Origin of the sequence: Flagellimonas lutimaris (genome assembly GCF_051494225.1) — a bacterium.
Lineage (GTDB): Bacteria > Bacteroidota > Bacteroidia > Flavobacteriales > Flavobacteriaceae > Flagellimonas > Flagellimonas lutimaris_A.
This window is the reverse complement of record NZ_JBNPYE010000002.1, coordinates 200,590-213,766: the sequence shown is the minus strand read 5'-3', so window position 1 is coordinate 213,766 and position 13,177 is coordinate 200,590. Positions and strand designations below refer to the sequence as shown.

The window sequence follows — 13,177 nt, the reverse complement described above, 5'->3', positions numbered from 1 at the left end:
TTCTTATTTTTTACAAACACATTTTATGAATCGCACATATAACAAACTATCATTCCTTTCAATTACCGCCGCCCTATTTTTAATGGGTTGTGGATCAACAACATTGGTTTCAACCCCGGTTCAGAATATTGATACGGTCCCTTTAAAAGTTGCTGAGCTTACCGATGCCGAGAAAAAACATTGGGGTCATCTGGATCTTGTTGCAGACACCATTCCTGGTATGAGCGTGGACAAAGCCTACAACGAAATCATAAAGAACAAAAAGGGGAAAACCGTAGTAGTGGCCGTTTTGGATTCGGGTATGGATTTAGGGCACGAAGATTTAAAAGATGTGCTTTGGACCAATACTGACGAAGTCCCAAATAATGGCAAAGATGATGATGGCAATGGTTATGTAGATGATGTTCATGGTTATAATTTTTTGGGAGATTCCTATAATGAGCAACTCGAATATGTTCGTATGCTGCGTTTGAACATTGGTGATGCTTCCGAAAGGGCGGAGGCTAGACTTTTGTTGGACAAGGAATATCCCGAGGCCGTCCAGAACAAGCAACAGTACGAGCAAATATTTCAAGTGGTACAAGGAGCGGACCAGTTGGTTAAATCCGAATTGGGCAAAGAAGCCTATACTAAAAAAGATTTGCTTTCCATTGAACCAAAAACCGCTCAAATGGAGCAAAGTGTTGCTGTTTTATCGCAAATGTTCACCTATGGTGACAGTATCCCAGAAGTTTTGGAAGAATTGGAGGAAGGCATCAAGTATTTTTCCGAACAAGCCAATTATAACCTCAACAAAGAGTTTAACGGTCGAGCTCCTGTAGGTGACGACCCATATGATATTACCGATGTTCCTTATGGAAACGGAAACCCAAAAAACCAAGTGGATACCGAAAGCCATGGAACCCATGTTGCTGGCATTATTGCTGCAACACGAAATAATGGAATTGGGGTCGATGGTGTTGCCAATAATGTAGAAATAATGAGTATTAGGGCAGTTCCCAATGGAGATGAATACGATAAAGATATTGCTCTTGGCATTCGCTATGCTGTGGATAACGGCGCATCTATCATCAACTGTAGTTTTGGAAAGTCCTTTTCTCCTAAAGCAGAGTGGGTTTACGATGCCATAAAATATGCTGCCTCCAAAGATGTTCTTATTGTTCATGCTGCAGGTAACGATGGGGAGGACTTGGAAGATCCTAAAAACAGAAATTATCCAAACGATGATATGGATGAAGACCGAGAGTTTGTAGATAATATGATTACTGTTGGTGCGCTTTCCAGCAACTATGGTTCTGAAATGGTGGCCTCTTTTTCCAATTATGGAAATCAACGGGTTGACGTATTCGCTCCCGGTGCCGAAATTTACTCTACCATGCCGGACAATGATTATGAATTTCAAGGAGGAACTTCGATGGCTGCTCCTGCGGTCGCCGGTGTAGCCGCATTGATACGATCTTTTCATCCAGATTTATCCGCATCACAGGTGAAAAATATCATAATGCAATCTGGATTAAGAACAAAAGCATCTGTAATTGTGGCCGGTGACGAGACAAAAGCCACCACTTTCGACAAAATTTCTAAGTCTGGTAAAATGGTCAATGCATATAATGCCTTAATTTTGGCAAACAACATTTCAAACGGTAAAATGACCTTAGAAAGTAATTCAAAATAACATATGAAGCGTTTCTTTTTTTTAGCCTTTTTCGGGGCTACTCTTTTTTTAAGTGCACAAAACTCAAGTAGCTGGCAACAACATGTGGATTATACCATGGATGTACAAATGGATGTGAAAACATACCAGTACACCGGCACCCAAAAATTGGTCTATACCAATAACTCTCCCGATGATTTGAATCGGGTTTTCTATCATTTGTATTACAATGCTTTTCAGCCCGGTAGTGAAATGGATATTAGGCTCCAAAACATTAAAGATCCCGATAAAAGGATGATGGAAGACGGAAAAAGTCGAATTGCCCCTCTCTCTGAAGATGAAATGGGGTATTTGCACGCCAAAACACTTACCCAAGATGGTCAGCCCGTTACTTTTACCGAGGAGGGAACCATTCTTGTAGTAGATTTGGCCAAACCGATTCCAGCTGGTGGGAAAACTACATTGGAAATGACCTTTGAAGGACAAATTCCTTTGCAAATAAGACGTTCCGGAAGAAACAGTAAAGAAGGTGTCGCGCTTTCCATGAGCCAATGGTACCCAAAACTTTCAGAATACGATTTTGAAGGTTGGCATCCAAATCCATACATTGCCCGTGAATTCCACGGTGTTTGGGGGGATTTTGACGTAAAAATAACCTTGGACAAAGATTATACCGTAGGAGGCACTGGATATCTTCAAAACCCACAAGAAATTGGTCACGGATACGAAACCCCGGGCACTAAAGTAAAAACGAAGGGAAAAACTCTTACATGGCATTTTAAAGCGCCGCAAGTGCACGATTTTATGTGGGCGGCCGACCCAGAATACATCCACGATACTTATGAGATGGAAGATGGACCAACACTTCATTTTTTCTACAAAGACAATCCGGAATTCAATGAAAACTGGAAAAAATTACAACCTAAAACCGCCGAAGCCATGTCTTTCTTCAGCAAGAATGTAGGGAAATATCCATATGAGCAATATTCTGTTGTACAAGGTGGTGACGGTGGAATGGAATACGCCATGAGCACGTTGGTTACTGGAAATCGCGAATACGGTAGCCTGGTCGGGGTTATGGTGCACGAAATGGCCCACTCTTGGTTCCAGCATGTACTCGCCACCAACGAGTCCGAGCACGAATGGATGGATGAAGGATTCACCTCCTTTATCAGTAGCCTTTGCATGAACCAAATTATGGAACAGAACAAACAAAACCCGTTCGAAGGGTCTTACAGAAACTATTATGCATTGGTAAATTCTGGTCTGGAAATGCCACAAGCCACACATGCCGATAGATACACCACAAATTTTGCCTATGGTGTTGCCGCCTACAGTAAAGGTTCCATATTCCTTTCTCAACTTGGTTACATAATCGGACAGGACAAACTGATGGAGACTATTCAGAAATATTTTGAAGACTTCAAGTTTAAGCATCCTGTACCGAACGATATTAAAAGAACAGCGGAGAAAGTATCTGGAATGGAGCTGAATTGGTACTTGACCGATTGGACACAGACCACCAACACCATCGATTATGGGATTAAAAGTGTAGAAGCGGATGGGGACAAAACTAAAGTAAGCATGGAAAGAATTGGCGAAATGCCAATGCCTTTGGATATTTTGGTAGTAGGTAAAGATGGAACACAAGAAACCTATTATGTTCCATTGCGCATGATGTATGGTGAAAAAGAAAATCCTTACCCCAATCTAAAACGTACGGTTTTGAAAGACTGGCCTTGGGCTTACCCAACATACGAGTTTACCTTGGACATGCCTTTGGATAACGTTCAGGCCATTATGATCGACCCATCACAATTAATGGCCGATGTAGATGGTGAAAACAACGTATATCAGGCAGAGGAATAAGTGCCTCTTTCTTTGTAATGATAATTAAGGGTGGCCGATTGTGCCGCCCTTTCTTATTTTATGTAAGATTTATTTAAGTAATTTACCCTTTAAACGGAGTTGCCGGTAAAATGCTAGAAAAAAATACCAATTCAAATAAGTCAGAAACCCCACTAAAATCTCTTCAAGGGGACATTGCCTTTCCCAAAAAAGAAAAGCTGACGAACAAAAAGGTGTTCGAAGCGCTTTTTACCGAAGGCAAAAATTTACGCGAATTTCCCATTAAATTGATTTACCTCAACATCAATTCCAAAGAAGAGGCACTCGTAAAAGCCGCTGTAGTGGCGCCTAAGAAAAAGTTTAAGACTTCTGTGCAACGTAATCGGATAAAACGCCTTTTACGAGAAGCATACAGGCTAAATAAGCCCCTCATTTTTAACAACATTGAGGGAAACTTTGCGTTCATATTTTTATACCTTGGCAAGAAGACCCCAAGTTTTAACGAAGTTGATACGGCCATGAAAAAACTGTTAGAGGCCTTTGTAAAAAAAGAATTCCATGAAAAGATTGATTAAAAAGCAGGTTTTTATCCCTCTTTTGGCACTTACCGTTTTGGTCGGGGCCAGTAGTTTTAAAAGCGACTTTTTTGAGATTGCCAAACAAATAGAAATCTTTACCACCCTTTTTAAGGAACTCAACATGAACTATGTGGACGAGACCAATCCAGCAGAGTTGATGGATTCCGCCATAAAAAATATGTTGGGCGAACTTGATCCATATACCCAGTTTTTGAACGAACAGGACGTTGAATCTTACAAAATCAACAATTCGGGAGAGTATTCAGGTATTGGAGCTCTTGTTCGTTCTTATGAAAACAAGTTGGTTGTTGTAGAACCTTACCAAGGTTATGCCGCAGACAAAGCGGGCCTAAAGGCCGGAGATGAGATTATCAAGATTGGAGAAACCTTGGTTGCCGACTTCGACGATAATGCCGGAGAACTACTAAAAGGGGCCAATAACTCTTCTGTTGAGGTCACTTTTTTAAGACGGGGAACAACTAAAACGGCCACAATCACTCGCGAGGGTGTCGAGGTGGATGCTGTTCCGTTTTACGATATGATTGACGACAAAACAGGATATATTGTGTTGTCCCGATTCAATAGAAAAGCCTCTAAACAGACACAATCGGCCATACAGGATCTCAAAGGCCAAGGAGCTGAAAAATTGGTGTTGGATTTAAGAGGAAATCCCGGAGGTTTATTATCAGAGGCCATTAATGTAACCAACCTTTTTGTGCCCAAAGGAGAGTTAATCGTAACGACAAAATCCAAAGTAAAAAAGTTTAACCAAGAATATAGAACCAAGAACAAACCCGAAGATGAGGAAATTCCTTTGGTGGTTCTCGTAAACGGGAAAAGTGCTTCTGCCAGCGAAATCGTTTCTGGAGGACTGCAAGACTTAGATCGGGCTGTTATCGTAGGTGCCCGTAGTTTTGGTAAAGGGCTGGTGCAACGTCCGCTAAAACTTACATACGGAACACAATTAAAGGTAACCATTTCAAGGTATTATACCCCTTCAGGACGATGTATTCAATCCCTGGATTATTGGAACCGAGATGCGCAGGGGAACGCTGTTAGGAACACCAATTTTAAAGAGTTTACCACCCGAAATGGAAGAAAAGTATGGGATGGTGGGGGCGTAATGCCCGATGTTACGATTGAATCTTTGAAAACCAACTCACTTATTGACGCTTTGGAAGCCAATAATATTGTTTTTGATTTTGCAACGGAATATTTCTATGATCACAGTTTTGATACAGTAGAAAATTTTAATTTTTCGGATGCTGATTATGCATTGTTTAAATCATACGCCAAAGGGCAAAACTTCTCCTACCAAACCAAAACAGAAAAACTACTAGAAGAGTCTGTCAATGGTGATGATACCTTATTGGGGGCCGAGGTACAGGAAAAGTACAAAGACTTGCTTCTCGCTGTGAATAGAGGAAAAATAACCGCCTTGGATACTTTTCAAAAGGAAATTCAAAAAAATCTGGAAGACGAAATCATAACCCGATATTTTTATCGCAAAGGGCTTTACAAATACTACTTAAACCACGATGAGGCCATTCTTACGGCTAAGGAATTGTTGGCGGATAGCAACAAATATTCCAGTATTTTAAAATAGCATCAACCTAAATTGGGTTGGATGCATTAAACATCCATACGCGTGGTTTATTTTCTTGGGAGTGTTCGTACTTTCTTTTTACCAAACTGTGTTTTGGAGTCAAAAAAGAAGGAATAAATCCTATTTTTGGGCATGCAACAACTAAAGGTCTGCGAACTTTTTGCCGGAGTAGGTGGATTTCGTTTGGGTTTGGAAAACACCCATCACTACAAAGTAGTGTGGAGCAACCAATGGGAACCCTCTACTAAAATGCAACACGCTTCCTTGGTTTACGAGGCGCGGTTTGGCCCTGAAAACCATTCCAATTTTAATATTGAAACCGTAAAGACCTCTGAAATTCCTGACCACGACATACTTGTGGGCGGCTTTCCCTGCCAAGATTATTCCGTAGCCACATCTTTGAAAAATTCCAAAGGGCTCATCGGTAAAAAAGGGGTGCTTTGGTGGTCCATCTACCGGATACTTTCAGAAAAAAAGAATAAACCGAAGTATCTCTTCTTTGAAAATGTTGACCGTCTTTTAAAATCCCCATCCAATCAGCGCGGAAGAGATTTTGCCGTTATGCTCCGTAGTTTATCCGATTTGGGTTATGCCGTGGAATGGCGTGTGATAAATGCGGCCGAATATGGCATGCCACAGCGCCGAAGGCGGATTTTTTTTCTGGCATATTTAAAGGGTGCCGAGATATATCAAAAGCTCAAAAAAAACAATCCGGTCGATTGGATGTTGAAAGAGGGTGCCTTCTGTGATGCTTTTCCTGTTTCGGTATCTGCTCAAAAGCCGGTTTCTTTTGATTTGGACAAGGATTTAGTGACTTTGTCCGAAAATTTCAACAAAGAAAAGGGTCTTTCCTCGTTTTTAAACACGGGTATTTGCGTTGACGGAAAAGTAACCACGTTAAAAACCGCTCCTTCTTTCGATGGAAAAAGAACATTGCTCTCCGATATTTTAGAAAAAGATTCGATTCCATCCGAATATTATATCGATGAATCGGATTTGCCCAAATGGGAATATTTAAAGGGCTCAAAAAAAGAAATACGCAAGACCAAAGCTGGTTTTGAATACAATTACAGCGAGGGAAGCATGGTGTTTCCCGATGCTCTTGATCAACCTTCCAGAACAATAATAACCGGTGAGGGCGGTAAATCCCCATCCCGGTTTAAGCACGTGGTCCAAACCTCCAAGGGACTGCGAAGACTTTTACCTGTTGAATTGGAACGGTTGAACATGTTTCCGGATAATCATACCCAATTAAATGGCATCTCGGATGCCAAACGGGCCTTTTTTATGGGCAACGCTCTTGTGGTAGGTATTGTGGAAAAAGTAGGTGCTTCCCTGTTCCGGAAAATAACCGAATTTGAAAAGCAAGTTCAAAACTGATCTATCAAAAGAAAAACAATTAACCCCCTTACTGGATCATTATTATAGAAAACACTTGACGCATTACCGTTTTGAGCGTGTTTCCAATCTTAACAAACAATTGCAGGGCATTGATATTATCCTAAAGGACAACCGTTCAAAAAAGCAGTTTTTTGTGGATGAAAAGGCACAACTGGATTATATAAATGAAAGTTTGCCCACATTTGCCTTTGAACTTTTTTACCATAAGAATGACGCTCAAAAAAAGGGATGGCTGTTCGATATCGCGAAAAAGACGCAATTTTATGCTTTGGTCACTAGCATTTATTCGGATGAAAAAGATGTCTTTACTTCTTGTAACATCACTTTGGTAAACCGTAAAAAGCTTATTTCTCATTTGCAGCAATTGGGATTAAACCAAAATTTTTTGGAACAATTGGTCTATGTCCATAAAAAACTACACGGAAAGTTGGTGCTGAAAGAGCTTGATTCAAAGTCCGAAGGATATCTCTTCTTTTCTAAAAAAAATAAAGTGGAAAAACCTGTAAATCTAATCCTAAAACTGGATTATTTGATGCGGATTGGTGTGGCGAAAAGGTTGGTTTGAATTTATAATAGTTATCTTTCGAAATATGAAGATTTTACATTCATTTATCTTATTGGTATTGATTATTTTTTTAGTATTATTTGCTTGTAAATCCTTGAATAAAAATGGTTATGACTATGCTTTAATTCTAGATGACGATAACATTTGGGTGGAACAATTTGACAGTACGAATGTTGATGATAGTAGATATAACCACAACAACACTATTTTTAAGGAGCGTACCTCTTTTATTTATTCTTTTAAACACCTCACAAAAAATAATCAAAGGCTTTCATTTAAATATATTGATAGTCTTTCCGATTGGAAATTTCAACCTTATTCCAGTAAAAAAGATAGCCTATTTGAAAAAGTGAGGATTACGGTTATGAAGGGTTTGGGTCACTCAACAAGATTTAACTCGGATTACAACCAAACAGTTATATCTTATTTATATTTAAATCACACTAATAACATTGCTCCTTTTGGAAGTACATCGGGTGTAATTGAAAATGAGAAAAATGTTTGGATGCACCCACCCCGGGATAAATACTTTAAAATCTTGGAGTTGAACCCTTTTCCCTATATAAAAGCCCCTTATAAGATTGGAAACCATTGGGACTGGAAACTAACAATTGGTGACCCTTGGTCAGACCCTAGATGGATGTCATGGAATGGCCTTGTAGAAAACAATTATGACTATGAAATAATTGAAAAGGCCAGATTAAAAACTGCTCTAGGAAATTTAAATTGTTTCGTAATAAAGTCAAAGGCTACAAGCCGTTTGGGAGAAACAAAATTAATATCCTATTTCCATAAAAAGTATGGTTTCGTCCGTTTAGATTATCATAATATTGATGAAAGCAGAACAATTATGGAATTGGTGGAAGTTATTAATCTTAATTCAAGTTCTAAATAACAATTAATGCTTATCATTCTTGCAGTATAACATCGAAGCTTTACGCTTTTAGCATTCTCCTATGCGGAATACCATCTTCCAAATATTCTTCTCCAAACACATTAAAACCCAATTCCGTATAAAATTTTAATAAGTAGGATTGTGCGGAAATTTCGATGGGTTTATTGGGGAATCTTTCCTTAATCGCGGTTAAAGAAGCTTGCATAATCTGTTTGCCCAAACCATATTTACGTTGGTCTTGTGCAACAACCACCCGACCAATACTTACATTATCAAAATAATCGCCAGGTTTAAAAATTCGTGTGTAAGCCACTATTTCACCTTCCTTTACGCCTATAACATGAAGGGCTTTTTGGTCCTTGTTATCCACATCTTGGTATACACAGTCTTGTTCTACCACAAAAACTGCGCTACGGAGGCGCAAAATTTGGTAAAGTTCTTTAGTGATGAGTTCATCAAATGTTTTAACTGATACTTCCATTAATCTTGGACTATTACGCTTTTGGAATCGCATTTATCAAACTCTGGCTGGATATTCACATGGTTGATTCCGTGCTCGTGGTAGACATGTTCTTCAATTTCTTCCAAAATTTCATCAAACTGGGAAAGTTTTATATCATCTTTAAAATCTACATGGGCTTCCATGTGCATTTCTTCTTCATTAAGTTGCCAAATATGCACATGGTGGACGTTTTTAACCTGATCAATGGTACAAATGGAATCTACTATCTCCTGAATGACCACTGATTTTGGGGTAAAAAGCATCAAAACCTTGGTGGATTCCTTCAACAAATCATATCCCATATAAATCAGATAAATCCCAATAATCATCGTAAGTAGGGCATCTACCCAATAAATCTGGAAATATTTCATTAAAATACCACCTATCAATACTGCTACGGAGGCCATCATATCGGTAAGTAAATGCAAATAGGCAGATCTCATATTCATATTGTGGTCGGCATCTTTCTTCAACAACAACACACTAAAACCATTTCCGGCAATGGCTATCAGTGCAAGCCAAATTACTAGATTGGATTCAATTTCTTGAGGATCCATCAACCTTTCAACAGCTTCCTTCATTAGAATAATGGCTACCACAACAAGGGTTGCCGCATTTATAAATGCGGCCAAAATTTCAGCACGTTTATACCCAAAAGTTCTATGTTTACTGGCTTTCTTTTTACCCAATCTTCTCGCCCCGTAGCTTATCATTAAACTTAGTACGTCGCTAAAATTGTGGAGTGCATCAGACAATAATGCCAAACTTCCTGAAAGGAAACCTCCGATAACTTGAGCCAAGGTAATCGCTATATTCAGAAAAATTGAGATAAGAAGATTTCTCCCTTTTAAATCAGGATGTGCATGCGAGTGTCCGTGGTGATGATGGTGATGATGGCCCATGGGGTTTATCTACAAGGAATTTTTTCTATTCTTCGTTCGTGCCGACCTCCCTCAAACTCTGTATTCAAAAAAGTTTCCACCATTTCTAACGCTTGTGGAAGAGATATAAAACGAGCTGGCAAACTTAAAATATTGGCATCATTGTGTTCTCTGGCCAAATAGGTAATTTCTTTGTTCCAACAAAGGGCTCCCCTTACATTTTGGTGTTTATTTATCGTCATTGTGGCTCCATTGCCACTACCACACAATACAATACCTAAATCAACATTTCCTTCAGATACATCGGTGGCCACGGGATGGGTAAAGTCGGGATAATCCACACTATCAGTGCCATCAGTGCCATAATTTATGACTTCAATTCCTTTAGATTTTAATAGCCCAATAATGGCAAGTTTGTAATCGGTTCCGGCGTGGTCGTTTCCTATCGCAATTTTCATGGTTTTGTATTAAAATGGATGCTAAACAAAGGTACAATATCTTTTAATGTTACACTGTTCATAAAAGCGAGGAGGCTTTTTGCATTTGTTTAAAAAACAACCAATTAACAATATTGTGTTTTTGTTAACTATTTATAGAAAACTAATGGTAACCAAATTTTGTTTTTCCATAAAATCGATCAGTAGAAATAATTATTTAATGTTGGGGTGATATTCCATTAAAAATTAATCAACCGATATGAACTTTTTCTTGTGGGTAATTAACATTAAAAACATATTAACTTTTCAATAAATTGATGTTGACAACGGTTATTAATATCCGTTTATAAAAAATATAAATGCTTGATTCTTAATTTTCTTGTTGTCTGACAAGTTGTGAACAAAATGTTTTAGTCGTTCAAAGCAACTTTTTTATGAAAATTTTATTCCACATTTCAACGATCTATCATAACCATCATTTTAATTTAATTTAAAAAAGAAGAAAAAGTATAATATTGATTATTGTTGATAAAGTTGACTTTGTTTGCGATTACTCTTTCTTTCCTTATGGCTCAAGGATTATAATTCGTATTTTTCAAAAAAATAAGGACGTTAATGTCGAAGAAAAAGAAGAGAGCTGGTAGTCAGCGAAAGAGTGAGATAACGAAGGGCATTTTTACCGTACTTGAAAAAGAACCATCCAAAGCCTTCAATTACAAGCAAATAGCTTCAAAGTTAGGTATTTCCGATACTCAAGATAGAAATCTGTTAATCAAACGTTTAGGTCAGTTAAAGGCCAGCGAACGAATTGTTGAGCCAGAGAGGGGTAAGTATCAAAAGAAACCATCACTCCATACTTATTTTACTGGAAGAGTGGATCTTACCACAAGTGGGAACGCCTATATTGTGGTAGATGAGCTGGATGATGACATATTTGTACAAAACAATAATTTGAACAGGGCTTTCCATGGCGATACTGTTGAGGTTTTTATAAAACCGAGACGTAAGAGCAAGAAAATGGAAGGTGAGATTTCCAAGGTACTCGAAAGAAAAAAGACATCTTATGTAGGGATTGTTGACAAGCAGAAAAGCTTTGCTTTTGTTCGCCCAACCGATTCCAGGATGTACACCGATATTTTTATTCCACCTGAAAAATTAAAGAAAGCTAACGATGGGGACAAGGTATTGGTAAATCTTGGCGATTGGCCAGATGATACCGATTCACCATATGGAGAAATTGTGGAAGTACTGGGAAGACCAGGGGAACATAATACTGAAATCCATGCGATTTTAGCCGAATACGGTCTCCCATATGAGTTTCCATATGAAGTGGAACAGTTTGCCAAAACCTTGGATACCAGTATAAAAGAATCCGAGATTGCCAGGCGTAGGGATATGCGCGATGTACTTACTTTTACAATCGATCCCAAGGATGCCAAAGATTTTGATGATGCCCTTTCCTTTCAAAAATTGGAAAATGGAAACTATGAAATAGGGATACATATTGCTGATGTGTCGCATTACGTGCAGCCTAATACAATTTTGGAAGAGGAAGCATATGATAGAGCTACTTCGGTGTATTTGGTGGACCGCGTAGTTCCCATGTTGCCGGAAGTACTGTCCAATAAGGCATGTTCACTAAGACCCAATGAAGAAAAATATACCTTTTCCGCTGTTTTTGAAATAGACGACAACGCTCGATTGGTAAAACAGTGGTTTGGAAGAACTGCTATTAATTCCAATGAACGTTTTGCCTACGAAGAAGCGCAGCACATTATTGAGACCGAACAAAACGATATACCCAAGGAAATCTCTATTAGGGAAAAAGCTTATTCAGTGTCGGACGAAGTTGTGGAAGCGGTTTTAACATTTGATAGATTGGCCAAGATTATGCGTCAGGCCCGAATGGATGCCGGAGCTATTTCTTTTGATAAAATTGAAGTAAAGTTCCATCTATCTGAAGACAACGAACCTGTAGGTGTATATTTTAAAGAAGCCAAGGACGCCAATAAGTTGATTGAGGAATTTATGTTGTTGGCCAATAGAAAAGTGGCAGAGTATATTGGTAAACAAAAGAAAACATTTGTGTATAGGGTCCATGACAAGCCCGATGAGGATAAATTAATGGCCTTGAACGGGGTTATTTCCAGATTTGGACATAGTATCAATCTAAAGGATAGTAAGACCATTAATCAATCTCTGAATAAGTTATTGGAAGATGTAAAAGGTAAAAAAGAACAAAACCTTGTGGATACTTTGGCTATTCGAAGTATGAGCAAGGCCATTTATACTACCGAAAACATTGGACATTACGGACTGGGATTTGAATATTACACCCATTTTACTTCGCCTATTAGACGTTATCCCGATGTGATGGTGCATCGTTTGCTGCAACATTATTTGGATAAGGAGAAGACACCAAAAGCTGAACCGTTCGAGGAAAAGTGTAAACACTCATCTGATATGGAACTGTTAGCTGCCAATGCAGAACGTGATTCTATTAAGTACATGCAGATCAAGTTTATGGAAGACCATAAGGACCAAGAGTTTTTGGGCGTAATATCTGGGGTTACAGAATGGGGAATTTACGTGGAGATTGTGGAAAACAAATGTGAGGGGATGATTCGTATCCGTGATATCAAAGATGATTATTACATTTTTGATGAACGCCAATATGCTATAATAGGGGAAAGAACCAAGCGAATGTATCAGTTGGGTGACGAGGTTTATGTGATGGTAAAGAGCACGGATTTGGTCAAACGACATTTGGACTTTTCGTTGATCGGTAAAAAGAAATAATACTATTTTGG

At 38.7% G+C, this 13,177-nt stretch carries 11 protein-coding genes; 8 read left to right on the top strand and 3 right to left on the bottom strand.

From position 1 onward, the window contains the following. Nucleotides 1–25 precede the first annotated feature (25 nt). From ACQQ5U_RS06155 to ACQQ5U_RS06125, 7 genes are all read left to right on the top strand, one after another. Nucleotides 26–1,675, top strand: coding sequence for a S8 family peptidase (locus tag ACQQ5U_RS06155; RefSeq protein WP_437396102.1), 1,650 nt, complete (start codon nt 26–28; stop codon nt 1,673–1,675). Between the two features lie 3 nt (nt 1,676–1,678). Then, on the top strand, nt 1,679–3,523 hold the full coding sequence (locus ACQQ5U_RS06150; protein WP_437396101.1) for a M1 family metallopeptidase: 1,845 nt from the start codon (nt 1,679–1,681) through the stop codon (nt 3,521–3,523). A 110-nt stretch (nt 3,524–3,633) separates the two neighbouring features. Continuing rightward, nucleotides 3,634–4,077, top strand: coding sequence for a ribonuclease P protein component (gene rnpA / locus ACQQ5U_RS06145; RefSeq protein ID WP_437396100.1), 444 nt, complete (start codon nt 3,634–3,636; stop codon nt 4,075–4,077). After that, a complete protein-coding gene (locus ACQQ5U_RS06140; RefSeq protein WP_437396099.1) occupies nt 4,061–5,686 on the top strand; it encodes a S41 family peptidase in 1,626 nt (541 codons plus the stop codon). Before rnpA ends, ACQQ5U_RS06140 begins: the two co-directional genes overlap by 17 nt. A gap of 132 nt (nt 5,687–5,818) precedes the next feature. Next, complete coding sequence (gene dcm / locus ACQQ5U_RS06135; RefSeq protein ID WP_437396098.1) at nt 5,819–7,066, top strand: DNA (cytosine-5-)-methyltransferase; 1,248 nt, start codon at nt 5,819–5,821, stop codon at nt 7,064–7,066. After that, entirely contained in the window at nt 7,044–7,652 is a 609-nt protein-coding gene (locus ACQQ5U_RS06130) for a hypothetical protein (protein ID WP_437396097.1), read from the top strand. Before dcm ends, ACQQ5U_RS06130 begins: the two co-directional genes overlap by 23 nt. A 25-nt stretch (nt 7,653–7,677) precedes the next feature. Next, on the top strand, nt 7,678–8,547 hold the full coding sequence (locus tag ACQQ5U_RS06125; protein WP_437396096.1) for a hypothetical protein: 870 nt from the start codon (nt 7,678–7,680) through the stop codon (nt 8,545–8,547). A gap of 40 nt (nt 8,548–8,587) precedes the next feature. Here the strand turns inward: ACQQ5U_RS06125 and ACQQ5U_RS06120 are convergent, their stop codons facing one another. From ACQQ5U_RS06120 to ACQQ5U_RS06110, 3 genes are read right to left on the bottom strand one after another with little or no spacing between them, the layout of a single operon-like run. After that, nucleotides 8,588–9,028 carry a GNAT family N-acetyltransferase gene (locus tag ACQQ5U_RS06120; RefSeq protein ID WP_437396095.1) on the bottom strand — a complete coding sequence of 147 codons (441 nt, stop codon included), beginning with the start codon at nt 9,026–9,028 and terminating at the stop codon, nt 8,588–8,590. Next, complete coding sequence (locus ACQQ5U_RS06115) at nt 9,028–9,951, bottom strand: cation diffusion facilitator family transporter (RefSeq protein ID WP_437396094.1); 924 nt, start codon at nt 9,949–9,951, stop codon at nt 9,028–9,030. The genes ACQQ5U_RS06120 and ACQQ5U_RS06115 overlap by 1 nt, the downstream gene beginning before the upstream one ends. Nucleotides 9,952–9,956: 5 nt before the next feature. Next, nucleotides 9,957–10,388, bottom strand: coding sequence for an RpiB/LacA/LacB family sugar-phosphate isomerase (locus ACQQ5U_RS06110; RefSeq protein WP_437396093.1), 432 nt, complete (start codon nt 10,386–10,388; stop codon nt 9,957–9,959). Between the two features lie 594 nt (nt 10,389–10,982). On the opposite strand from ACQQ5U_RS06110, the gene rnr reads away from it, so the two are divergent. Next, complete coding sequence (gene rnr, locus ACQQ5U_RS06105; protein WP_437396092.1) at nt 10,983–13,166, top strand: ribonuclease R; 2,184 nt, start codon at nt 10,983–10,985, stop codon at nt 13,164–13,166. Nucleotides 13,167–13,177 lie beyond the last annotated feature (11 nt).

Coding starts and splice junctions, on each gene's coding strand:
- ACQQ5U_RS06155 (WP_437396102.1), top strand. CDS start 26: ATGAATCGCACATATAACAAACTATCATTCCTTTCAATTACCGCCGCC.
- ACQQ5U_RS06150 (WP_437396101.1), top strand. CDS start 1,679: ATGAAGCGTTTCTTTTTTTTAGCCTTTTTCGGGGCTACTCTTTTTTTA.
- rnpA (WP_437396100.1), top strand. CDS start 3,634: ATGCTAGAAAAAAATACCAATTCAAATAAGTCAGAAACCCCACTAAAA.
- ACQQ5U_RS06140 (WP_437396099.1), top strand. CDS start 4,061: ATGAAAAGATTGATTAAAAAGCAGGTTTTTATCCCTCTTTTGGCACTT.
- dcm (WP_437396098.1), top strand. CDS start 5,819: ATGCAACAACTAAAGGTCTGCGAACTTTTTGCCGGAGTAGGTGGATTT.
- ACQQ5U_RS06125 (WP_437396096.1), top strand. CDS start 7,678: ATGAAGATTTTACATTCATTTATCTTATTGGTATTGATTATTTTTTTA.
- ACQQ5U_RS06120 (WP_437396095.1), bottom strand. CDS start 9,028: ATGGAAGTATCAGTTAAAACATTTGATGAACTCATCACTAAAGAACTT.
- ACQQ5U_RS06115 (WP_437396094.1), bottom strand. CDS start 9,951: ATGGGCCATCATCACCATCATCACCACGGACACTCGCATGCACATCCT.
- ACQQ5U_RS06110 (WP_437396093.1), bottom strand. CDS start 10,388: ATGAAAATTGCGATAGGAAACGACCACGCCGGAACCGATTACAAACTT.
- rnr (WP_437396092.1), top strand. CDS start 10,983: ATGTCGAAGAAAAAGAAGAGAGCTGGTAGTCAGCGAAAGAGTGAGATA.